This is a genomic window from Pseudomonas sp. MF6755, assembly GCF_016405635.1.
Classification (GTDB): domain Bacteria; phylum Pseudomonadota; class Gammaproteobacteria; order Pseudomonadales; family Pseudomonadaceae; genus Aquipseudomonas; species Aquipseudomonas haemolytica.
In genome coordinates this window covers 177,220-198,492 of the sequence record NZ_JAEKDA010000009.1, presented here as the reverse complement: position 1 = coordinate 198,492, position 21,273 = coordinate 177,220, and the positions used below count along the sequence as shown (strand labels likewise).

Below are 21,273 nucleotides of genomic sequence, written 5' to 3'. Positions count from 1 at the left end.
CCTAAAACGCGGCTAAAGCTGTGGGAGGGGGCTTGCTCCCGATGAGGGAGTGTCAGTAAGCACATTTGTGACTGACATATCGCCATCGGGAGCAAGCCCCCTCCCACATTGATCTCATTTTCCCCCAGGTTATTGCGCACAAGAACTAAATGTCCATAATAGACAAATTAGTTCTCCCGGAGACATCCATGTCCAATGCCCCCCTCATCATCGATCAAGCTCAAGCGCGGGCATTGCTCGCCCAGATCGACGTGCCGCTTATCCTGCGCAAGCTGTTCCGCGACCTGGCCGCCGGGCAGGCCGTGCAACCGCCGCAGCAGCTGGTGGGGTTTCCCCAAGGCGCCGGGGACTTTATCAACTACCTGGGCGTGCTGGCCGAAGACGGCGTATATGGGGTCAAGACCTCGCCCTATATCGTGCGTGAGCAAGGGCCTCTGGTGACGGCCTGGACGCTGTTGATGTCGATGCACAGCGGCCAGCCGTTACTGTTATGCGATGCCTCTGAACTGACGACTGCACGCACCGCCGCAACCACCGCATTGGCGGTGGACGCCCTGGCCCCGGCGACGGCGCAGCGCCTGGCGATCATCGGCAGCGGCAAGGTCGCCCAGGCGCACTTGCGCTATGTACAGAACCTGCGCGACTGGCAGCACATCCAGCTGTATTCGCCCAGCCTTGGCAGCGCCAGCGCCGAAACCCGCGCACAGTTGAGCAGCCTGGACCCGCGCCTGACCCTCGCCGCCAGCTGCGAGGCTGCCCTGGAAGACGCAGATGTGATTATGCTCTGCACCTCATCGGCAGGCCCGGTGATCAACCCGATGCACCTGCGCAAACCCGCGCTGATCACGTCCATCAGCACCAACGCTCCGCGTGCCCATGAAGTGCCCCCGGCAAGCCTCAACCACATGCAGGTGTATTGCGACTACCGCCAGACCACTCCAGGTTCGGCCGGCGAAATGCTGATCGCGAGCGAACAGCATGGTTGGGATAAACGCGCAGTGCTCGGCGACCTGCCCGAATTGCTCAGCGACATGGCGCAGCGCCCTGACTACCAGCGTCCGGTATTCTTCCGTTCCATCGGTCTGGGCCTGGAAGACATTGCATTGGCCAACGCGCTGTACCAACTGCAGCGCTGATCAGGAGATTTTTATGCACCAGGCAGACTACATCATCATCGGCGGCGGCATTGCCGGCGCGTCCACCGGTTTCTGGTTGTCACAGCACGGCAAAGTGCTGGTGCTGGAACGTGAAAACCATCCGGCCTATCACTCCACCGGGCGCTCGGCGGCGCTCTACACCGCGGCGTACGGCACCCCGCAAGTGCGGGCGTTGACCCTGGCCAGCCGCGCGTTTTTCGACCAGCCACCCGCTGGGTTCTGTGAGCACCCACTGCTGACACCCCGGGGCGAAATGACTGTCGACTTCAACGGTGACCCCGCGGAACTCGACAGCCAATACCTGAGCGCCAAGGCCACCGTGGAGCAGGTGGAACGCCTGAGTGCCGACGAGGCCTGTGCGCGGCTACCGATCCTGCGTCGTGAAAAAGTCCACGGTGCAATCTATGACCCTACCGCCTGCGACATCGACACCGACGCCCTGCACCAGGGTTATCTGCGCGGCATTCGCCGCAACCACGGCCAGGTGCGCACCGACAGCCATGTGCTGGGCTTGAGCCGCGACGCCGAAGGCCTGTGGCAGGTGCATACCCAGGATGCAGTCTTCACCGCACCGATCATCATCAACGCTGCCGGCGCCTGGGCTGACCATATCGGTGGGCTGGCGGGCGCAGCGTCCATCGGCTTGCAACCCAAGCGCCGCTCGGCGTTCATCTTCGCCGGCCCCGATGGCCTGGCCAGCCATGACTGGCCGATGCTGGTAGCCCTCGACGAAGCCTTCTACATGAAGCCGGATGCCGGTATGTTCCTCGGCTCGCCCGCTAACGCCGACCCGGTTCAGGCCCAGGACGTGCAGCCCGAAGAGCTGGATATCGCCATGGGTATCTACCAGATCGAGGAGGCCACCACACTGACCATCCGCCGCCCGACGCGCACATGGGCCGGGCTGCGCAGTTTCGTGGCCGACGGTGATTTGTTGTCCGGTTTTGATCCGCAGGTGCCGGGGCTGTACTGGGTGGCGGCACAGGGTGGCTATGGTATCCAGACCTCGCCAGCCATGGGCCAGGCGAGTGCCGCGTTGGTGCGCGGCGCGCCGCTGCCCGAGGCGCTGACGCGGTTCGGCCTGGACGCTGGTATGCTCTCCCCCGTCCGCCTGGAGCCCCATTGATGAACACCGCTGAACAAGACAAGGTCATGCAGAACTTTCGTGCGATCGCCGATGCGATCGCCACGCTGTTCTTTCCCCATGCGGAAGTGGTGCTGCATGATCTGCGCACGCAAACCGTCGACTACATCGCCAATAACCTGTCCAAGCGCAGCATCGGCGACGACTCGTCGCTGGAGGACATGCTGGAGGGTGACGTGAGCGAAGTGAATATCGGCCCGTACGAAAAGCTCAACTGGGACGGCCAGAAAATCCGCAGCCTGAGCAGCGTACTGCACGACCACAAAGGTCGCCGGCTGGCTGTGCTGTGCATCAACCTGAATATCTCAATGTTTGAAACCGCCAAGGCGGCGCTGGACCTGTTCCTGTCGCCGAGCAAGCTGATCGCACAGCCCGACGCGCTGTTTCGCGATGATTGGCAGGAACGCATCAACACGTTCCTTCACGCCTGGCTGCGCGAACGCCAGTTGAGCCTCAACCTGCTGACCCGCGACCACAAGCGCGAACTGGTGCTGGCGCTGCATGCCGAAGGTGCGTTCAAGGGCAAGAGCGCCTCCAACTATGTGGCCAATGTGCTGGGCATGGGGCGGGCGACGGTCTACAAGCATTTGAAGGAATTGAAGGGTTAACGCCCGCCACAACAGTTCGCTGCCGTGATCCTCAGTCGCCGTAGATATCGGACTTGAAGTAGTGCTGGGAAATCTTCTGGTACTCGCCACTGGCACGTATGCCGTCGATGGCGGCGTTCAACTCGCTGACCAACGCCGTATTGCCCTTGCGCACGGCAATCCCCGAGCCCTCGCCCACGTATTTCGGGTCCTTGAGTTCCGGGCCGACAAAGGCGTAGCCCTGGCCGCGTGGCATCGACAGGAAGTCGCTCAAGGGGATGGTGTCGGCAAAGATCGCATCCAGGCGCCCGGCTGCCAGGTCCATGTAGATTTCTTCGTTATTGCTGTAGCGCTTGACGTGGATGCCCTTGGGCTCGAACACCTCGGTGGCATAACGGTCGGTGGTGGTGGCGCGCTGTACGCCGACGTTCTTGCCCTTGAGGCTGGCGTATTGGTCATCCACCACCGCGCCGTCTTTCATCACCAGGCGTGAGGAGGTGAAGTAATACTTGTGGGTGAAATCCACCGACTTCTTGCGGTCTTCGTTGATGGTCATTGATGACAGGGCCATGTCGATTTTCTTGACCTTGAGGGACGGAATCAGACCGTCGAACTCACCTTCCACCCACACGCACTTGACCTTCATTTGCGCGCACAGGGCGTTGCCGATGTCGTAGTCGAAACCGACGATCTTGCCGTCTTGAGTCTTGGACGCGAACGGTGGGTAAGCGGCCTCGATGCCGATACGCAAGGTTTTCTCGGCGGCCAACAGATGGCTGGCGGCGAACAAGCTCAGGGCCAGGGCGGGGATGAGGTGGCGTTTCTTCATGATCGGGTTCTCGCGGGTTGTTGTTGGTTTGGCAAGAGTGAAGAAAAATGTGCAGCAACTGTTTTGTACTTATAATTCCATACTGGACTTTTATGTCATTTGCCGTCAACAGGCAAAAAAAAATGTGGGAGAGGCTTGAGCCCTCCCACATCAGGTTCTGCGGCGTAGCTTAAACTTTACCTGGAGACTGGCATCGCAAACTCCGCGCCTTGCTCAATGCTCTCCGACCAACGCTGCATGATCGACTTCTGCCTGGTGTAGAAACGTACGCCCTCAGTGCCGTAGGCATGCATGTCACCGAACAGGCTCTTCTTCCAGCCACCAAAACCATGCCAGGCCATCGGCACCGGGATCGGCACGTTGATGCCGACCATGCCCACCTCGATACGCCGGGCGAACTCGCGGGCAATGTTACCGTCGCGGGTGAAGCAACTGACGCCGTTGCCGAACTCGTGGTCGTTGACCAGTTTCACGGCCTCGGCGAAATCGTTGACGCGCACACAGGCCAGCACCGGGCCGAAGATCTCTTCGCGGTAGATGCTCATGTCCTGGGTCACGTGGTCGAACAGCGTGGCGCCGAGCCAGAAGCCGTTTTCCAGGCCCGGCTCGGTTGGCACGTAGTCACGGCCATCCAGCAGCAAGTGCGCGCCGGCTTGTACGCCCTGCTCGATATAGCCGCTGATGCGCTCCAGCGCCGCCCGGGACACGATCGGGCCCATCTCGGCTTTCAAATCGCGGCCATCGGTGATGCGCAGGGTCTTGGCGCGCTCGGTCAAGGCTGCAATGACTTTGTCCCCCACATCCCCCACCAGCACCGCCACCGAGATTGCCATGCAGCGCTCGCCGGCACTGCCATAGGCGGCGCCCATCAGGGCATCGACGGTACGCTCGATATCCGCATCGGGCATCACCACCATATGGTTTTTTGCACCGCCCAGGCCCTGTACGCGCTTGCCGTGGCGCGCGCCGGTCTCGTAGATGTACTGGGCGATAGGCGTGGAGCCGACAAAGCTCACGGCCTTGACGTCGGGGTGTTCGATCAGTGCGTCCACCGACTCCTTGTCGCCTTGCACCACGTTGAACACGCCTTTGGGCAAGCCGGCTTCACGCAGCAACTCGGCCATGAACAGCGCGGCGCTCGGGTCGGTCGGGCTGGGCTTGAGGATGAAGGTGTTACCCGCGGCGATGGCGATGGGGTACATCCACATCGGTACCATCACCGGGAAGTTGAATGGAGTAACACCGGCGACAACGCCCAAGGGTTGGCGCAGGGTCCAGTTGTCCATGCCACGGGAGACTTGGTCGGAATGCTCGCCCTTGAGCAGGTTGGGAATGCCGCAGGCGAATTCGAGGATGTCGATGCCACGGTCGACTTCGCCCTGGGCATCGGTGAACACCTTGCCGTGCTCGGCGACGATGATGCGCGCCAGGTCGTCCTTGCGCTCACGCAGCAGGTGCAAGTATTCGAACAACACACGGGCGCGGCGGATCGGCGGCGTGTCGGCCCAACCGGAAAATGCGGCCTGGGCAGCGGCGACGGCTTCGGCGACGGTCTGGCGGCTGGCCAGTGCGACGCGCCCGGTCACTTCACCGGTGGCCGGGTTGTAGACGTCCTGATAACGATCATCGCGGCTCACGCGCTGGTCGTTGATGTAGTGCTCAATGGTTGTGGTCATGGCAATGGATCCCAGGTGGGTAGCGTTGGAGCACACGATAGGCTTTAGATTTGTTCCAAACCAGAGCAGAATCCAGAACTTATTGTCCTTGCAGGCGAACAATACGATCATGGAAAAAGCTGAGATCGAGGGGCTGTGGACCCACATTCACTGGCTGTCGGTGCTGGAGGAACAAGGCACCTACACCGCCGCCGCCGCGCGCCTGGGCGTAAGCAAGTCCGCGGTCAGTCAGCGCATCTCCGACCTGGAAAAGGCCACCGGCACGCGCCTGGTCACCCGCACCACCCGCAGCGTGCGGCTGACCGAGGCTGGGCTGTCATTGACCCGCGAGGTACGCAGCGCCTACGCGCAGATCGCCCGCAGCTTTTCCTCGGTGCGCGACTCCGTCGGCGAAATTCGCGGGCGGGTGCGCCTGACCGCGCCGGTAGCGTTCGCCCGGCAGCAACTGGTGCCACACCTTTCAGGCTTCTTGCAGCAGTACCCGCAGGTACGCATTCAACTGGACGTGTCAGACGCCCTGAGTTCACTGGCGGCCGAGGGTTACGACCTGGCGGTACGTCACGGTTTCCAGGTGCCGGAAACCCATGTGGCGTGGAAGCTGTGCGACACCACGTCGGTACTGGTCGCCACCCGGGACTACCTGCAACGCCACGGCGAACCCCGAACACCGGCAGACCTCGGCGCGCATAACTGCCTCTACTACCCACGAGGCAGCGACCAACCTGCCTGGACCTTCGAACGCGGCAGCAAAAACACCCAGCGCGTCACCGTGCCCATCGCCGGCAGTTTTTCCACCAACAACAGCGAGGCGCTGCGCGATGCGGCGCTCAACCATCTGGGCATTGCCCTGCTCCCGGACTTCAGCGCCCATGCCGCCCTGGCCAGCGGCAAGTTGGTGCAGGTGTTGAAAGGTTGGACGCTCAAGGGGGCGTTTGCCGATGAGATCTATTTGATTCGGCCGTACTCGCCCCACGTGCCCAAGTCAGTGACGGCGTTGGTGGGGTATTTGAAGGAGAGGCTGGCGGGAGGGTTTCGGGTTGTTTGATCAAGGTGGGGTTGGCTGGCATCAATGAACAAGGTGGCTTGCTATAGCTCAATCCTCGCGAATACTTGCCTGATCCTCCGACTTATCGACTACCGGGATAGATACCTCTTGTACCGTCGTCTAGAGTCCAATAATGCGCGCGTAGTCGAGATGAAAACCCTTCTCAACCCCGCCGCCACATCAAGTCGCCTATGAGCGGCAACAGGGCAGGCCACCCCGCACTTCCCTGATAAAAACAGCACCACCAACCGTTGATCAGCAGGTGAGCCATGGAATTACGTATTAACCAAAAGGCCTATCAAGTCGATGCAGAAGCCGACACACCGTTGTTGTGGGTGATCCGCGACAACCTGGGGCTGACTGGCACCAAGTACGGCTGCGGCCTGGCCCAATGCGGCGCCTGCTCGGTGCTGGTAGACGGCAATGTGGTGCGCTCATGCGTCACCCCAGTGGCGGGCGTGGTCGGCCGCGAAATCACCACCATCGAGGCCATCGAAGCCGATGAGGTCGGCAAACGGGTGGTGGCCACCTGGGTCGAACGCCAGGTGGCGCAATGCGGTTATTGCCAGTCCGGGCAGGTGATGGCGGCCACTGCGCTGCTCAAGCACACTCCGGCGCCCACCCATGCGCAGATTGAAGCGGCGATGATCAACCTGTGCCGCTGCGGTACCTACAACGCTATCCAGAGCGCCATGCAAGACCTGGCCAAGCAGGAGAGCGTCTGATGAACACACCTATCCAGTTGCCTCAAGCCCTGCTCGACCTGTCTTCGGGCGAGCCGATCAACCTGTCCCGCCGCCGCTTCCTGGCCAGCACCGCCGTGGGCGCGCTGGTGATTGGTTTCGGCCTGCCACTGGGCTCGGCCCGCGTGCAAGCCGCCACCGCTGGCGCCGCCGAACGCGGCACTCAGGTGCCGGCGTTCCTGGAAATTCGCCCGGACGGCAGCGTGCGCTTGCTCAGCCCGTTCATGGAAGGCGGGCAAGGTACCCACACGGCCATGGCGCAGATCGTTGGCGAAGAATTGGATGCCGACCCGTCCACCTTCATCGTCGAAAGCGCGCCACCGGGCGAAGCCTATGTGGTGATGGAAAACGGTATGCGCATCACCGGCGGCAGTATGTCGGTGCGCATGAGCTACCCGACCATGCGTCGCTTGGGCGCCCTGGCGCGGGCCATGCTGCTGCAAGCCGCGGCGCAACAATGGGGTGTGCCGGTGGCGCAATTGACCACACAACCTGGCCGTGTGCTGCATACCGCGTCGGGCCGCTCCCTGGGTTACGGTGAGTTGGCCGGTCGCGCCCTGGACATGCCGGTGCCCGACCCGGCCACCATTACCCTGCGCGACCCGAGCCAGTTCCGCTGGATCGGCAAGCCGGTGAAGCGCCTTGATGCCTACGACAAATCCACCGGCAAGGCGCAGTACAGCATCGACCTCAAGGTCGACGGCATGCTCCACGCCGCGGTCCAGCATGCGCCGCGCCTGGGCATGAGCGTGGGCAGCCTGCGTAACCAGGCCCAGGTCGAGGCCATGACCGGCGTACATTCCGTGCACCTGCTGCCCGGCGCCGTGGCGGTGGTGGCCGAGCGCTGGTGGCACGCCAAGCGTGCGGTGGAGGCCATCCAGGTTGACTGGCAGGAAGCCCCTGCCGACTCGACAGTGCGGGTGATGCCGGCAGACTTTTCCAGCGACAAGCACCGCGACTTTCTCGCCGCCCAACAAGGCCCGGCCCGCGATGACGAAAACGAAGGCGATGTAGCCGGCGCGCTGGCCGGCGCCAAGACCCAGGTAGAAGCCACCTACCACAATCAATACCTCAACCACGCCCAGTTGGAGCCGCCTTCGGCCCTGGCGCGCTACAACCCGGACGGCACGCTGGAGGTGTGGCTGCCTAACCAGGCGCCGGATATGTTCCGTGACGACATAGCCAAGCGCACCGGTCTGGCCGCTGAGAAAATCACCCTGCACTCGCCGTTGCTGGGCGGTTTTTTTGGCCGGCATTTCCTCTATGAGTCGGCCAACCCTTACCCCCAGGCCATTGAACTGGCCAAGGCCGTGGGTCGCCCGATCAAACTGATCTGGAGCCGCGAAGAAGAGTTCCTGCGCGATGTGCTGCGCCCGGTAGCCGTGGTCAAGTTCCGCGCCGGCCTCGACGCCAAGGGCTTGCCGGTGGCCATCGAGGCGATCAGCGCCACCGAAGGCCCGACCGAAGCCCTCGCCGGCAAACAGGGTGAAAAAGTCGACCCCACTGCCGTTGAAGGGCTGTCAGGCAAGGCTTATGCAATCCCCAACAAGCGCATCGCGCAGATCTACGTCAAGGGGCCGGTCATGCTGGGCTACTGGCGTTCGGTGGGCAATTCGCTCAACGATTTCTTCTACGAAGCGTTCCTCGATGAACTGGCGGACAAGGGCGGCCACGATCCCTTTGAGCTGCGCCTGCACCTGCTACGTGATAACCAGCGCCTGACCACCCTGCTGCAAGCCGTGGGTGAGCTGTCCGGTGGCTGGAAACGTGGCCCGTTCACCGCCGAAGACGGCAGCCGACGTGCCCGTGGCGTGGCCATGGCGTCGCCGTTTGGCTCTCACGCGGCGGTGATCGCCGAAGTGTCGATTGAAAACGGCCAGGTCAAGGTGCATGACATCTGGCAGGCCATCGACCCAGGCAGCATCGTCAACCCGGCGATCATCGAAGCCCAGGTCAACGGCGCCGTGGCCCTGGGGCTGTCGCAAACGCTGATGGAGGAAGCGGTGTACGTGGACGGCAAGCCACGGGCACGCAACTACGACCTTTACCCGGTGCTGCCGCCTGCACGGATGGCACGGGTGCATGTGCGGATTGTCGAGAGTGGCGAAAAGATGGGCGGTATCGGCGAACCGCCGCTGCCCGCAGTGGCGCCGGCCGTGGCCAATGCGGTGGCGCAGTTGACCGGCCAGCGTATCCGCAGCCTGCCATTGAGCCGCTACACCTTCAGCTAACCGACAAGGAACGCCCATGAACAACCGCCGATTCGCAAGAACCGCAGGGTGGCTGGTGCTGCCCTGCGTGGTCGCCGCAGGCCTGCTGGCCTGGTACGTCACGCGCCAGCCCGCCTCGCCTTTTGAACAGCAACAGGCCACGAGTTTCGACCCTGCATTGGTCAGTCGCGGCGAATACGTCGCGCGCGTGAGTGACTGCGTGGCCTGCCACAGCCTGGCTGGCAAGCAGCCCTTCGCCGGTGGCCTGGAAATGGCCACCCCACTGGGGGCGATCCACGCCACCAATATCACCCCCGACCGCGAGCATGGCATTGGCACCTATAGCCTGGCCGACTTCGACCGCGCCGTACGCCATGGTGTAGCGCCGGGCGGGCGGCGGCTGTATCCGGCCATGCCCTACCCGTCTTATGTAAAGCTCAGCGACGACGACGTGAAGGCGCTGTACGCGTTTTTCATGAAAGGCGTCCAACCGGCCAACCCGCCCAACATCCCCAGCGATATTCCCTGGCCGCTCAATATGCGGTGGCCCATCGCCCTGTGGAACGGTGTCTTCGCGCCCACCGCGACCTATGCAGCCAAGCCCGGCCAGGATGCGCTGTGGAACCGTGGCGCCTATATCGTCCAGGGCCCCGGCCATTGCGGCAGTTGCCATACGCCGCGCGGCCTGGCCTTCAACGAGAAAGCCTTGGATGAGTCCGGCGCGCCCTTCCTTGCCGGCGCCCTGCTCGATGGCTGGTACGCGCCGAGCCTGCGCCAGGACCACAACACCGGCCTGGGCCGCTGGAGTGAGGCGCAGATCGTGCAGTTCCTCAAGACTGGGCGCAATGCCCATGCAGTGGTTTACGGTTCGATGACCGAAGCGTTCAACAACTCCACGCAGTTCATGGCTGACGACGACCTGGCCGCTATCGCCCGTTATCTCAAGTCACTGCCCGGCGACCCGCAGCGTGATGGCAGCCCCTGGCAGTATCAGGCGGTGGCGGCGAGCCAGGATGTTCCCGGCGCCCTCACTTATGCGACCCGCTGCGCCTCCTGCCACGGCCTCGACGGCAAAGGCCAACCCGAATGGATGCCGCCCCTGGCCGGTGCCACGTCGGCGTTGGCCAAGGAAAACGCCTCCGCGATCAACATCACTCTCAATGGCTCCCAACGGGTGGTGACTGCCGGCCTGCCCGATGCATACCGTATGCCGGCGTTCCGCGAGCAGTTGTCCGACGACGAAATTGCCCAGGTCCTGACCTACGTGCGCAGCACCTGGGGCAACCAGGGCGGCGCGGTCGACGCCAAGGCGGTCGGCAAACTGCGAGGGCACACCGACCCGGCCAGCAGCAGCCCGATCATCCTGCATATGCGCTGAGACGCCCCTCATAACGGCGCTTACCGCTCGCTCCCATACTCTGCATGGGGGCGGGCATTCACGCCCATCGCCTTGTCCAACAATTTTTGGAATTTTCTTTGACGTCAATTATCTGTACTTCATGAGCATAGGGAGGCCTCATGAACACCAACGATCTCTTTACAATCGAATACCAACTTCACGGTAAGCCCAAGTCCTTCATCCTGCGCGCGCCACTGATGAATAACGCCGAGGCCTGGCATTGGGCAAGTTGTGATGCCGGCGTGGCGGTTATCCCCAGGTTCGGTCAACACACACTCAAGCGTGTGTCCAAACCGATGGCGGAAAAGTACGGCATTACCGATGTGCGCTGGTGCCGCGCGGCACAGATCCAGTGGGCGGAGGGCCTCACATCATGAACAGTCGCGTGCTTGATCCCACCCCAACACGGACGTGGGACGACGAAATAGCGTACAACACCCAGATGTTCTTCGAAGCTGATCGCCTGGAGGCCCAGGCTTATCAAATCATCGAGTCCTACAGCGGCGATGCGGCTACCTGGGCGCTCTTCACCGAGGCGAAGAAAACCGCAGATACGCACCGTACTGCGGCTTATCGAGAATGGATGCGCATCCAGCGTGCGATGGGAAAATAACCCGCCTCAGGCGCCTGTTGATTTACAGCCGATCCGGCTCGGCAACTGCCCCGGTCTGGACTTCAGCGTGGCCTGCACCGCCTGCGGCAGGGTGCTCCAGAACGTCAGCCCAGAGCGCTCTTCGATGTGATCGATGGTGACTTGGTAATTGCAGAAGTCTGCGCCCTTGGGCGTTTCCTGGTTCATCACAAAGGAGGCATACAGGCCCGTTTCAGGTGAACTGCCCACAACGATGATTTTCCAGTAGCCACTGGGAATGGTGTGCACCTTGTTCGTCCCCGGCAACGTGCCGACAAAATGCTCGTACAGCGGCCCGGTGACGACATATACCTGCTCGACGCCGGGTGCTTTGCTGAGGTTGCGTTCCTGGTCTTCCAGGCGCGCCCACGGCCCCTGGTTGAGATCGGCCTTCTGCGGGGTGATGTTCGACAGGTAATTAAGGGTTTGCCAGTCGGCAACTCCAGCCATCGACGCCAGATTGGCCTGATGCCCGCGGTCGACCTTGAGCGCAACGTTGGCGCCGTTGTAATCCACCGGGTCGAGCGTCTCTGCGGCGGGGATATCCGGGTCGGTCCGCCAGTCACGCGAGCGCCCGCTGGCCGGGGTGCCCTTGGTGATTTTGTACGACACCCAGTTGGCAAACTTGGTCGAGCCATTGTTGTTCAGCGTGTATGCCTGGCGGTTCAACGTCAGCGGGCTGCCACCGGTGGGGCAGCCGACTGCACAGTTATCGAACGGTAGTGCCTGTTGTGGCTCAGTGGTGACCGCGGATTGGCGTGTGGGTGTAGTACAGGCGGCGATGAGTGGGATCAACAAAAACGCCAGGTACTTGCACTGCTTGCTTCCTTGCATGGTGTTACTCCTTTGGGTGAATCATTGACAACGATAATTGGCCTCGACGGATGCGGTTTCTTCGCACGCCGATCAAGCGCAGCGTTTCCTGCCACATATCCAATCCAGGTATGGCTTGTGTTGCGAGTCTTGCGGTGAGAAGACCAGCGGCGCCTTGATCTCCAACTCGCCCGAACTGTCAGTCAGTGGCGCCGAGTCACCCAGGGTGATCCGCGCCGCTGCCTTCATGATCCACTGATCCACATTGGCATCGCCCGAGCCCTTGATCATCGTCACCTGAGGTATGCCACTGTCTGACTTGAAGCGGTAGGACAACGTCACGTTCTTGACGGCCCCCGTGGCATTCACGGCCTCGAACACTTCCCCCACCGCCAGACGCCGTGTCTGCAACCTGATGAAAGCTGTCAGCCAAAGCTGTCGATAACGCTTGGCCTGGGCGTCATTGAGCGGCTGCCCTGCCTTTCGCAAACGGTTCATCGCTTCCCAGGCATCATCGCGGCAGTATTCGACCGCGTCCAAATACACGGCTAGCGCGCCAGGCAAATCCTGCGGGCCACCTTTGCCCTCTTCCATAAAACGCCCCAGCTGCAACGCGGCGCCCTTTCCCGAGCGACGATAGAACTCACGCGCCTTGACGTAGTCCACCGGCTCACCTTCGCCGCGTTCAGCCATCTGCCCCAAGAGCACATTCATAGACGGATCTAGCTTGGCGGCCTCGACGAACAGCGCGTGGGCTTCGCTGAAGTCTTGAACGACGCCATATCCCCCTTCCTGATACAGCTTGCCCAACACCGCCTTGCACGTGGCATTGCCATAACCGGCGTAGCGCTCGATGTAACGCAGGTTGTCTGGGTCGAACGGCTTCTGGGGGGCGATCCACAGGCAGCGAAAGCCGACGAGCGAGGTGTCATAGTCGGCGGGGCGGAACAGGCTCTGGCAGCCCGTAATGGCGGTGAAAAGCAATAGGAGGGTGAGGGTTTTGAACATAGCGTCCATGCATCCGTTTGAAAAGAAAACAAGGCATTATGCCATCAACTTGCAAGTCGAAGCGGGCCTTTACACCAATGAAAGCGGTTCGCCAGCAATGTCTGATACCGACGCCTGCACGCCTCTATCGTCGCCCCCTACGCCCAGGCAATCACCAGCGCAGCCAGATAGAGGCCCACACCAAACACCCCATGGTTGATCAGACTGCGCAAGCAATTCTTGCCCGGCGTCGGCGTTTTGGAGGAGGCAAACCCCGCTCCCATGGCCGGCTGTATCACCAACAGCGGGACGGCTACGGTCACTACACCCAACACCAATGCCGGCACAAAGGTGGGTGCCTGCAGCCACGCAACCCCTTCAACCCACACCAGCACCAGCGCGAAAACCACACCGGTGACGTAGTGGGCGATCCAGCCCAGGGCCACCTCACCGCGAACGGGTAATGCGTGCCCGATGCTGGAATGCGTGAACCTGCCTTGGCACGCATGACCGACCCAACGTCCCACAAACGCGAAATTCAGGGTTGGAACGCCAAGGGCCTTCATCAGCACCATCCACATATCCATCACAAGGGTGGCCCCTGCTCCCAACAACACAACCTGTGCAACCACTTCCAGCGCTGCCATATCGACCTCTTATTCATGGACCCATTGAACCTGCACAGGCATCATAGAAGTTGAAGTCAACTTCAAGTCAATGGTCTGCCAATGGATATCACCGAGGTCGTCAAACGCACGGGCGTGCCTGCCCACACGTTGCGTTTCTATGAGAAGAAAGGCTTGATCACATCGATCAGCCCACCGGGTGCTCGTCGCCAGTTTGCAGCGGCGGTGGTTGAGCAGTTGGCGGTGATCGCACTCGGCCAGGCAGGTGGCCTGTCGCTGGATGAGATACAGGCCATGCTGTCGCCCAATGGCCAGGCCGAGGTGGATAGAACCGTGCTGCGGGCCAAGGCCGACGAGATTGATGCGACGATCAAACAGTTGAAGGCTATGAGTCGCGGTTTACGTCACGCCGCCGCCTGCCCTGCGCCCAACCACGCGCAATGCCCGAACTTTCGAAGGCTGCTCAAAATCGCCGCCGCGGGGGCCTTCAAGCGCGGTACTGTCCGCCACCCAGGAACCTTTTCTTGAATTCACAATCTGTGGTTCACCCTTTCGACCCGATGTGAGAACCATTCCCATGATCCTGATTAAAGCCGCCCTATGCCTTACGCTGCTCAGCGTCGGCTTCATCGCTGGCTATGCGGCCAAACCCACAGAACATCTACAAGTCTCAGCCGGCCAACTCATGGAATGCGGCGAACTCACGATGCCAACACTTGGGATGTGAACGGCGACCCGGCAAGCACATCGGTACAGGCCGTTTTCAGCCGTCCGAAGCAACTCCCGAGGGCTGCAGGGAAAAGCCATTGCGCCCGGCAGCCTTCGCACGGTAAAGCGCCGCATCGGCCGCCTCGATCAAACCCAGCGCCGGCTCCAGCCGTGAGCCCCTGCCCGCCGCAATACCGATACTTACACTCACGTAACCGAGCGGGCTGCTGGGATGCCGAATGTTTTCGTGCTGCAGACGCTCGAGGATCCGCCGCGCGACCACCACCGCGCCTTCATTGTCAGTGGCAGGCAGGATGATCGCCATTTCCTCTCCGCCATAACGCGCCACCAGGTCTGACGGCCGCCGCACACTCGTCTCCAACAGTATGCTGACCGCTTGCAGGCAAGCATCTCCAGCGACGTGACCACAGGCATCGTTGAACCGTTTGAAATGGTCGATATCGATCATGAGCAACGCCAGCGACGTACCCTCGCGCTGCGCCCGTCGCGCTTCAAGGGCCAGGGTTTCGTCGAAGCAGCGGCGGTTTGCCAGGCCGGTCAGCGCATCTTTCTTCGCCAATTGCGCCAATTGCCGATTGGAGTCGAGCAACTGTTGCTGGGCGACGCGCAACGCCTCTTCCGCCGCAGTACGTCGGCGGATATCCAGAATCAGGAACCCGCCGATCAACCCGGTCAACCCCAGCAGCCCCGCCACCACGACCGCTGACAGCGCCGCCTCGATACGCCACGCCGCGAGGGCTTCGTGCTTGCCCAACGCGACGGTGGTGATCAGTGGCAGGGTCTCGCTTTTGCGGAAGGCATAGAGCCGCTCCACACCGTCCAGGCTTGAGGTGTACGCGGCGGTGCCGACCGTTTGGTCGACGAGATACTGGGTATAGATAGGCGACTTGGAAAAGTTGCGGCCCATGTCCTGTTCACGGAAGGGATAACGCACCAGCAACGTGCCGTCGGCGTAGGACAAGCCGATCGCCCCTTCCTGGCCTACATCGAGCTTGCCGAACACCCGCAGAAAGTTTTCCACCCCCAGCGTGACGGCGACGACCCCGGCGAACTTACCTTGTGCGTCATTGAAACGGCGGCTGACGGTGACCACCCATTCCTGATTGGCACGGCTGCGAATCGGCGGGCCGATGAAAGGTTCACGGCTCGGATCATCGCGATGATGAATGAAATAGGCGCGATCGCTGCTGTTGGCACCCTGCGGAATCGGTCGATTGGACGACATCAACCAGCGGCCATGATGGTCATAAACGGTGATGCCACTGAGTTGCGGCATCAGCGGCTGCTGTCGACCGATCAACGCACTGATGCGCTGGATTTGCGCCGGGCCACTGCCTTCGGTTTCCAGGCGCTCGACCAACCCGAGCAACAACAGCGAACTTTGCCGGACGATACCTTCGGTATAGGTCGTGAGTGCCTGAGTCAGGTTCAAACCATGAATGTTCACCTCTGCCAGCGCTCGGTCACGGGAAGACAGGACTTTCCAGATGGTCAGCGAGGTCAGGGAACAGCCAATCACCAACAGCAACAGCATCACAAGGCGGATATCACGCTTCACGTCAGTCCCTTAAGGCAGTCCGGTTTCCGATCCAGCCATCGTGCAAGCGCCAGCACTCACCGCGGGCACATGTTCCGGGGCGCAAGCATACAAGCAGTCTGCCGAGGTTGCATCAGCCTGGCAGGCCGAAAAACACGGAGAACCTCTTGGGCAGGCGTGTTCAACGCTCCTTGATGTGGTCCCAAAGCTGGGCAACCTGCTCGGCAGTGGCGGCTTTTACCCGGGCCAGATCGACCGGGTAGTCAACACCTGGGTTTTCGACAAACCGCGTCGCCGTAAACTGGCCGTTGCTGGCGCGCAGTACATAACCGCTGTCCCGGCATTGCTGCGACGCCAGAAAGACAACCCCAGGCGTCACCCATTCGGGCTTGAGGTTTTCCGGTTCGCCGGTCACGCCCCACATGCGCGTCTTGGCCACCGGCGATACGGCATTGACCAGGATGCCCACCGGGCCGCCCTCCATGCTCAATGCATTCATGATGCCCAGTTGCGCCATCTTGCCAGCGGCATACGCTACCAGGCCCGATTGTGCATAGTGCGCGTACATCGCACGGTCAGAGGTCGTCAGCACCACCCGGGCGGCAGTAGAGTGCTTGAGGTACTTCCAGGCATGTTTGCATAACCACACGGGCGCATAGATGTTGATATCCACCGCGCGGTTGATGAAGGTTGCATCGGCCTCTTCAATGGGCTGGTAGCCGACCCAACCGGCGTTGTGAATCAAGATATCGAGTTGGCCAAACGTCTGGATGGCCTTCGCTACCAATTGTTGGCAACCCTGTTCGGTGGACAGGTCACCGTGATGCCCGACCACGTTGTACCCCTTGCTGCTGAGGGTGTGTGCAGCGTCCATGGCAATGGAGCTATCGCCTCCAGCACCCAGGTTATCCGCGCCGATATCACTGATCACCACATTGGCGCCCAGCCTGGCCAACGCTTGTGCGTAACTGAAACCCAAGCCTCGGCCAGCTCCGGTTATAACGGCGGTTTTTCCTGTAAAGTTCATTGGCTGTTTCCTCTTGAGTGCCCTCCCACCTTAACGAGGTGCCTTTACGTTGTTTAATACTAACGGCGGCGCACATTGATACCTGGTGCCTATCAATGCGCCTCACCAGCACACTGATCAATTCAAATGAAGGAACAGAAGAAATGATCGAAACCCGCCTGCTGCGCCAGTTCATCGCCGTGGCTGAAGAGTTGCACTTTCACAAGGCGGCCCTTCGCTTGCACATGGCCCAGCCGCCACTGAGCCAAGCTATCCATCGCCTGGAAGACAAGCTGGGATTCAGCCTGTTTACCCGCAACAAACGCGCAGTCACGCTGACCCCGGCCGGCGCTGCATTTCAGCATGCAGCCTATCGCACCCTCAGCGAGCTGGAGCTGGGCATCGAACACGCACGCCAGGTATCCGAAGGTATCGCCGGCACACTGACGGTGACCGCGGTGTCGATCGCCTATTACGAATCGCTGCTCAGTAGCCTGCGCCAGTTTCGCGAGACCTTTCCCAAGGTCCAATTGAACATCAAGGAAATGCCTTCCTCCAGCCAGGCCAAGGCCCTTGTGGCGGGGGAAACGGATATTGCCCTCATGCGCAAGTTGCCGGTGGCGGCGCAGAACGTCGAGACACGCCTGCTGCTGGATGAGGAGATCGTCCTGGCGCTGCCTGCCCATCACCCCAGGGCCAAGGATGGCCCGCTCGACTTGAGGGACTTCGCCGGGGAGGACTTCGTATTCACCCCTCACGCCCTGGGCACCGGTTACCACAGCCAGTTGATCGCCTTGTGTGAAGCCGCCGGTTTTTACCCAAAAGTGGTGCAGGAGGCCGCGCAGCTCCACACCCTGGTCGGCTTGGTAGGCTGTGGCTTCGGTGTCGCCCTGGTACCCGAGTCGATTGCCCATTCAGGCATGCGCGACAAGGTTGTGTTTCGCCGGATCGCCAGGGTGACCGATGCGCCCAACCCGGCCATCGGCCTGTATCTGAACTGGAACCGCCACAACGAATCACCGCTGATAGCCAGCTTCATCGCCTTGCTCGATGCCAACGTCTCCCCGCGCTTTTGCGCTGGCGGGTAGCGCTTACACATGAAAGCGCGCTGGCCGAAAGTGACTCAGCAACGGCATGGCAACTTGCTCAAATGATCACCGGGATCGCGACCTTGATCACGGCAATCCTGCGCAGCACTTCCCGAGTGTAAAGCCCTGGTGGCGTCGTCGATTACCACCGTGCAGTTGTTCGCCACCGCTCGGCGCTGCACTGGCAGGAATGGTGGCAAATCTTGCCGGGCTTACGGAGCCCGGTGGTATCCCTGGCATGGCAAACGCAGCTGGCTGGCTGTTTGGCGTGTTCGCCTTCGCACCGGTACTTGCCGTTTTGACCACGCTGCGAGTGATCCGCACGCGTCACCAAAACCAATAAGGCAGAAACTTGCTGATTGGCGCAGTGGTCGTGGGCTGGTCGCGCAGGACGCCTGGCCCAGGGTTAGCCAGCCAGTTGCGCAGAGCCCGCTATGGCACAATGCCTCGCTCATAACTCAATCGTTGAGACCTCATGATTCGTGACTTACAAAACGCAGACCTGGACGCTGTACTGGACATTTGGTTGCGAGCATCAATCCAGGCCCATCACTTCATAGCCCCCACATTCTGGCATGAGCAACTGGACGCCATGCGCGAGGTATACCTGCCCAGCGCCATGACACGAGTGTTCGAGGCAGACGCGATACCCGTCGGTTTCTGCTCCGTCCACGCAGATACCATTGCGGCACTGTTCGTATCACCTGAGCATCAAGGGCGCGGCATCGGCACGCAGTTGCTCGCGGACGCGAAGGCGGGCAAGACAGCTCTACAGTTGAGCGTGTATTGCGCGAATACGCCCAGCATTCGTTTCTATGAGCAGCAAGGCTTTGTGGTACTCAATGAACAACGGGATGAACACACCGGTCACATGGAGAAGGTCATGCGCTGGGTTGCTCGAGCTATAGCGGAACGTCGCGCTCGTAGGAAGTGAAGGCATTATAAGACGGGAACAAACGACCCAACGTACCGCTCAGTATAGTGTTGGCGCCTGGCGTTTATCGGCCGGCGTAGAATGGAGAGCTACTGTGTCCACTTCCGGGTTGACCTCGCGTGTCTTCTGCACGCCACGCCATACGACGCATTATGTAGAGATGGGACCTGCCGAGGGGCCATTGATGATGTTCCTGCACGGCTGGCCGCAGCTGAGCCTGATCTGGCGCGCACAGCTAGAAGCGTTTGCTGCCGAAGGCTGGCATTGCGTCGCACCCGACATGCGCGGCTATGGTGGCTCTTCTGCACCAGCCCTCACCGATGCGTACACCCTTGAAAACATCGTGGCCGACATGGCAGAACTTCATGACCATCTCGGTGCAATGCCCGCCATCTGGGTGGGCCATGATTGGGGCAGCGTGGTGGCGGGTGAATTGGTCGCTCATGAACCTCAGCGCAGCCGCGGCGTCGTGTTGATTTCGGTCCCGTACTTCCCCTCCACGAACGCACTGCCCACGCTCGTCCCGCTGGTTGACCGAACGATCTATCCGGTGGATCAGTATCCAGACGGTCAATGGGACTATTACCGCTACTACAACACGCACTTTGCGTCCGCCGTCGCTGATCTGGATGCGGATAAAGCCGCTTCGCTGGCGTCGATCTATCGACGAGGCGACCCGGCGAGCATCGGCAAGGTTGCATCAAATGCTCAAGTGACCCGCAAAGGGGGGCGGTTCGGCCAAGCGCACCGTGCCCCACCTACCCAACCCGACCTCGCGCTCTGGCCGCAAGCGGACTTTGCGGCACTGGTGCGCAGTTTCGAGGCCCATGGTTTCCGCGCCCCCTGCGCGTGGTATCTCAACGACGATGCCAACATCGAGTATGCCCACCGAGCGCCCAGTGGCGGCCGCATATCATTGCCCGTATTGTTTGTGAACGGCGATTACGACCCGATGAATACTATCAAGGGCAACCCGTTGGGCGACCCCATGCGTGAAGCCTGCACAGACCTCACCGTGACGAGCCTGTCCGGCGGGCATTGGCTGCCGGTGGAATGCAAGACAGAGCTCGTTGAAGCCATCAGCACCTGGCTGAAGAATAGAAAGTGGGAATCACGACCCTCGTCGTATCAACTATGACGATGCGTTTGTCCAAAGCAAAGCCATCGGCCTGACCATACCTGTACCACCCGATACCATGGCGCGGCCCTGAACAGATCAGAAGGCGCACGCTGTATTCAAGACGAGGCACGCTGGTGCTGAATCAGCTTGCGCCCTTCCTCCCACAATCCCGTCATGCGCCACTGCTGCTCCAGCACACCTTCGCCGAACGGCTGCACGCCACCCAGGTTTTCCCCCAAGGCCTGGAAGTAGGCCCCCTCTTCAAACAGCAGGATCCACCGCGCCGATTGCAACAGGCGCGGCCCAAAGAACGTCGCGCCGCCATTGGCTTCCAGCACCGCAGGCACATGAGGGTCGGCGGCGAGCGCATCGAGAATGAACCCCGACTCCGGTTGACGCCGGTCGATATACACCGGTAGTTCGCGAGCGAGCGTCACGCGCTGCGCCGCTGCATAGTTGAGCGGGAACACCCTGTGCGCGGCGGCCCAGCCACCCAGGTACGGCGTGTGCACATGGATCACCACATTGACCTGGGGTGCTTCGCGAAACACCGCTGCGTAGCGCCGGCCACCGCCACCCTGGCGGCTTTCACTCAGTGGCGTGCCCACGGGCAGGAACTCATCCAGATGCACCACGCCGTCATAACTGGCGACCACGGCGCGGATACCCTGGTCATCATCCCAGGGCCCAGGGGTGGCCACGACAATCAGCAGATCAGTGCCAGGCACACGAACATGGGCCTGGAAGGTATTGGTCGCGGTCAGCGTGCGGGTCTCTTTCAAGACCCTGAAGATCTTCGCGGTGTCGCGCTTGGTCTGTTCGACTTGTTGCAGTACGGCTTCACTCAACGAGGCAATCTGGCTCAATTTATTCAACTCCATGCTCAGAAATAGTCACCTGCAAAGCCAGAGCACGAGTTGTGCCACCGCCGTCAGGCCAGGCTCTGCGGCCTGTGGCGGGCGGTGACTGTTGAATCTCCAGCAGCCCCTGCTGACCGACTGCTGCCACAGCA

22 protein-coding genes are annotated in these 21,273 nt (G+C 61.3%); 14 read left to right on the top strand and 8 right to left on the bottom strand.

The window, feature by feature from the left end; all coding sequences use genetic code 11:
- The first annotated feature begins 188 nt into the window (after positions 1 to 188).
- From JFT66_RS14180 to JFT66_RS14170, 3 genes are read left to right on the top strand one after another with little or no spacing between them, the layout of a single operon-like run.
- Positions 189 to 1,136 carry an ornithine cyclodeaminase family protein gene (locus JFT66_RS14180; RefSeq protein ID WP_198859469.1) on the top strand — a complete coding sequence of 316 codons (948 nt, stop codon included), beginning with the start codon at positions 189 to 191 and terminating at the stop codon, positions 1,134 to 1,136.
- A 13-nt stretch (positions 1,137 to 1,149) separates the two neighbouring features.
- Positions 1,150 to 2,283 carry an NAD(P)/FAD-dependent oxidoreductase gene (locus JFT66_RS14175; protein WP_198859468.1) on the top strand — a complete coding sequence of 378 codons (1,134 nt, stop codon included), beginning with the start codon at positions 1,150 to 1,152 and terminating at the stop codon, positions 2,281 to 2,283.
- Positions 2,283 to 2,909 (top strand): helix-turn-helix transcriptional regulator, encoded by a 627-nt coding sequence (locus JFT66_RS14170; RefSeq protein ID WP_034119114.1) that lies wholly within the window; start codon positions 2,283 to 2,285, stop codon positions 2,907 to 2,909. Before JFT66_RS14175 ends, JFT66_RS14170 begins: the two co-directional genes overlap by 1 nt.
- A 31-nt stretch (positions 2,910 to 2,940) precedes the next feature.
- Here JFT66_RS14170 and JFT66_RS14165 read toward each other — a convergent pair whose 3' ends face one another.
- Positions 2,941 to 3,717, bottom strand: a complete 777-nt coding sequence (locus JFT66_RS14165; RefSeq protein ID WP_034119113.1) for an ABC transporter substrate-binding protein — start codon at positions 3,715 to 3,717, stop codon at positions 2,941 to 2,943.
- A gap of 176 nt (positions 3,718 to 3,893) precedes the next feature.
- Positions 3,894 to 5,393, bottom strand: a complete 1,500-nt coding sequence (locus JFT66_RS14160) for a CoA-acylating methylmalonate-semialdehyde dehydrogenase (protein ID WP_034119191.1) — start codon at positions 5,391 to 5,393, stop codon at positions 3,894 to 3,896.
- Positions 5,394 to 5,502: 109 nt separating this feature from the next.
- Between JFT66_RS14160 and JFT66_RS14155 the strand changes: the two genes are divergently transcribed.
- From JFT66_RS14155 to JFT66_RS14130, 6 genes are all read left to right on the top strand, one after another.
- Positions 5,503 to 6,438: a LysR family transcriptional regulator gene (locus JFT66_RS14155; RefSeq protein ID WP_198859467.1), complete on the top strand. Its 936-nt coding sequence runs from the start codon at positions 5,503 to 5,505 to the stop codon at positions 6,436 to 6,438.
- Positions 6,439 to 6,707: 269 nt separating this feature from the next.
- A complete protein-coding gene (locus JFT66_RS14150; RefSeq protein ID WP_153872303.1) occupies positions 6,708 to 7,163 on the top strand; it encodes a (2Fe-2S)-binding protein in 456 nt (151 codons plus the stop codon).
- On the top strand, positions 7,163 to 9,412 hold the full coding sequence (locus JFT66_RS14145) for a xanthine dehydrogenase family protein molybdopterin-binding subunit (protein WP_198859466.1): 2,250 nt from the start codon (positions 7,163 to 7,165) through the stop codon (positions 9,410 to 9,412). The genes JFT66_RS14150 and JFT66_RS14145 overlap by 1 nt, the downstream gene beginning before the upstream one ends.
- A 16-nt stretch (positions 9,413 to 9,428) precedes the next feature.
- Positions 9,429 to 10,769, top strand: coding sequence for a c-type cytochrome (locus JFT66_RS14140; RefSeq protein WP_198859465.1), 1,341 nt, complete (start codon positions 9,429 to 9,431; stop codon positions 10,767 to 10,769).
- Positions 10,770 to 10,909: 140 nt separating this feature from the next.
- Positions 10,910 to 11,167 (top strand): DUF6555 family protein, encoded by a 258-nt coding sequence (locus tag JFT66_RS14135; RefSeq protein ID WP_034119108.1) that lies wholly within the window; start codon positions 10,910 to 10,912, stop codon positions 11,165 to 11,167.
- Positions 11,164 to 11,403, top strand: a complete 240-nt coding sequence (locus JFT66_RS14130; RefSeq protein WP_034119107.1) for a hypothetical protein — start codon at positions 11,164 to 11,166, stop codon at positions 11,401 to 11,403. The genes JFT66_RS14135 and JFT66_RS14130 overlap by 4 nt, the downstream gene beginning before the upstream one ends.
- Before the next feature lie 6 nt (positions 11,404 to 11,409).
- On the opposite strand, the gene JFT66_RS14125 is transcribed toward JFT66_RS14130, so the two are convergent.
- The 3 genes from JFT66_RS14125 to JFT66_RS14115 all read right to left on the bottom strand — a co-directional run bounded on the left by JFT66_RS14125 (position 11,410) and on the right by JFT66_RS14115 (position 13,868).
- Positions 11,410 to 12,255 carry a DNA/RNA non-specific endonuclease gene (locus JFT66_RS14125; RefSeq protein WP_198859464.1) on the bottom strand — a complete coding sequence of 282 codons (846 nt, stop codon included), beginning with the start codon at positions 12,253 to 12,255 and terminating at the stop codon, positions 11,410 to 11,412.
- Positions 12,256 to 12,327: 72 nt separating this feature from the next.
- On the bottom strand, positions 12,328 to 13,242 hold the full coding sequence (locus JFT66_RS14120; RefSeq protein ID WP_198859463.1) for a tetratricopeptide repeat protein: 915 nt from the start codon (positions 13,240 to 13,242) through the stop codon (positions 12,328 to 12,330).
- Positions 13,243 to 13,379: 137 nt separating this feature from the next.
- Positions 13,380 to 13,868, bottom strand: a complete 489-nt coding sequence (locus JFT66_RS14115) for a DUF2938 domain-containing protein (RefSeq protein WP_198859462.1) — start codon at positions 13,866 to 13,868, stop codon at positions 13,380 to 13,382.
- Positions 13,869 to 13,949: 81 nt separating this feature from the next.
- Between JFT66_RS14115 and JFT66_RS14110 the strand changes: the two genes are divergently transcribed.
- Positions 13,950 to 14,375 carry a helix-turn-helix domain-containing protein gene (locus JFT66_RS14110; protein ID WP_198859461.1) on the top strand — a complete coding sequence of 142 codons (426 nt, stop codon included), beginning with the start codon at positions 13,950 to 13,952 and terminating at the stop codon, positions 14,373 to 14,375.
- A gap of 49 nt (positions 14,376 to 14,424) precedes the next feature.
- Positions 14,425 to 14,574 carry a hypothetical protein gene (locus JFT66_RS14105; protein ID WP_198859460.1) on the top strand — a complete coding sequence of 50 codons (150 nt, stop codon included), beginning with the start codon at positions 14,425 to 14,427 and terminating at the stop codon, positions 14,572 to 14,574.
- Positions 14,575 to 14,610: 36 nt separating this feature from the next.
- Here the strand turns inward: JFT66_RS14105 and JFT66_RS14100 are convergent, their stop codons facing one another.
- Both JFT66_RS14100 and JFT66_RS14095 read right to left on the bottom strand, forming a co-directional pair.
- A complete protein-coding gene (locus JFT66_RS14100; protein ID WP_162524876.1) occupies positions 14,611 to 16,134 on the bottom strand; it encodes a sensor domain-containing diguanylate cyclase in 1,524 nt (507 codons plus the stop codon).
- Positions 16,135 to 16,294: 160 nt separating this feature from the next.
- Positions 16,295 to 17,140 (bottom strand): SDR family NAD(P)-dependent oxidoreductase, encoded by an 846-nt coding sequence (locus JFT66_RS14095; protein WP_198859459.1) that lies wholly within the window; start codon positions 17,138 to 17,140, stop codon positions 16,295 to 16,297.
- Positions 17,141 to 17,283: 143 nt separating this feature from the next.
- On the opposite strand from JFT66_RS14095, the gene JFT66_RS14090 reads away from it, so the two are divergent.
- The 3 genes from JFT66_RS14090 (at position 17,284) to JFT66_RS14080 (ending at position 20,279) form a co-directional block, all read left to right on the top strand.
- On the top strand, positions 17,284 to 18,207 hold the full coding sequence (locus JFT66_RS14090) for a LysR family transcriptional regulator (protein WP_198859458.1): 924 nt from the start codon (positions 17,284 to 17,286) through the stop codon (positions 18,205 to 18,207).
- Between the two features lie 475 nt (positions 18,208 to 18,682).
- Positions 18,683 to 19,141 (top strand): N-acetyltransferase, encoded by a 459-nt coding sequence (locus JFT66_RS14085; protein WP_198859457.1) that lies wholly within the window; start codon positions 18,683 to 18,685, stop codon positions 19,139 to 19,141.
- 94 nt (positions 19,142 to 19,235) lie between these two features.
- On the top strand, positions 19,236 to 20,279 hold the full coding sequence (locus tag JFT66_RS14080; RefSeq protein ID WP_198859456.1) for an alpha/beta fold hydrolase: 1,044 nt from the start codon (positions 19,236 to 19,238) through the stop codon (positions 20,277 to 20,279).
- Between the two features lie 98 nt (positions 20,280 to 20,377).
- On the opposite strand, the gene JFT66_RS14075 is transcribed toward JFT66_RS14080, so the two are convergent.
- Entirely contained in the window at positions 20,378 to 21,127 is a 750-nt protein-coding gene (locus JFT66_RS14075) for a class II aldolase/adducin family protein (protein WP_198859455.1), read from the bottom strand.
- Positions 21,128 to 21,273: the final 146 nt, after the last annotated feature.

Bases quoted from the DNA above. Each gene is read 5' to 3' on its own strand.
- JFT66_RS14180 (WP_198859469.1), top strand. From the start codon at position 189: ATGTCCAATGCCCCCCTCATCATCGATCAAGCTCAAGCGCGGGCATTG.
- JFT66_RS14175 (WP_198859468.1), top strand. From the start codon at position 1,150: ATGCACCAGGCAGACTACATCATCATCGGCGGCGGCATTGCCGGCGCG.
- JFT66_RS14170 (WP_034119114.1), top strand. From the start codon at position 2,283: ATGAACACCGCTGAACAAGACAAGGTCATGCAGAACTTTCGTGCGATC.
- JFT66_RS14165 (WP_034119113.1), bottom strand. From the start codon at position 3,717: ATGAAGAAACGCCACCTCATCCCCGCCCTGGCCCTGAGCTTGTTCGCC.
- JFT66_RS14160 (WP_034119191.1), bottom strand. From the start codon at position 5,393: ATGACCACAACCATTGAGCACTACATCAACGACCAGCGCGTGAGCCGC.
- JFT66_RS14155 (WP_198859467.1), top strand. From the start codon at position 5,503: ATGGAAAAAGCTGAGATCGAGGGGCTGTGGACCCACATTCACTGGCTG.
- JFT66_RS14150 (WP_153872303.1), top strand. From the start codon at position 6,708: ATGGAATTACGTATTAACCAAAAGGCCTATCAAGTCGATGCAGAAGCC.
- JFT66_RS14145 (WP_198859466.1), top strand. From the start codon at position 7,163: ATGAACACACCTATCCAGTTGCCTCAAGCCCTGCTCGACCTGTCTTCG.
- JFT66_RS14140 (WP_198859465.1), top strand. From the start codon at position 9,429: ATGAACAACCGCCGATTCGCAAGAACCGCAGGGTGGCTGGTGCTGCCC.
- JFT66_RS14135 (WP_034119108.1), top strand. From the start codon at position 10,910: ATGAACACCAACGATCTCTTTACAATCGAATACCAACTTCACGGTAAG.
- JFT66_RS14130 (WP_034119107.1), top strand. From the start codon at position 11,164: ATGAACAGTCGCGTGCTTGATCCCACCCCAACACGGACGTGGGACGAC.
- JFT66_RS14125 (WP_198859464.1), bottom strand. From the start codon at position 12,255: ATGCAAGGAAGCAAGCAGTGCAAGTACCTGGCGTTTTTGTTGATCCCA.
- JFT66_RS14120 (WP_198859463.1), bottom strand. From the start codon at position 13,242: ATGTTCAAAACCCTCACCCTCCTATTGCTTTTCACCGCCATTACGGGC.
- JFT66_RS14115 (WP_198859462.1), bottom strand. From the start codon at position 13,868: ATGGCAGCGCTGGAAGTGGTTGCACAGGTTGTGTTGTTGGGAGCAGGG.
- JFT66_RS14110 (WP_198859461.1), top strand. From the start codon at position 13,950: ATGGATATCACCGAGGTCGTCAAACGCACGGGCGTGCCTGCCCACACG.
- JFT66_RS14105 (WP_198859460.1), top strand. From the start codon at position 14,425: ATGATCCTGATTAAAGCCGCCCTATGCCTTACGCTGCTCAGCGTCGGC.
- JFT66_RS14095 (WP_198859459.1), bottom strand. From the start codon at position 17,140: ATGAACTTTACAGGAAAAACCGCCGTTATAACCGGAGCTGGCCGAGGC.
- JFT66_RS14090 (WP_198859458.1), top strand. From the start codon at position 17,284: ATGATCGAAACCCGCCTGCTGCGCCAGTTCATCGCCGTGGCTGAAGAG.
- JFT66_RS14085 (WP_198859457.1), top strand. From the start codon at position 18,683: ATGATTCGTGACTTACAAAACGCAGACCTGGACGCTGTACTGGACATT.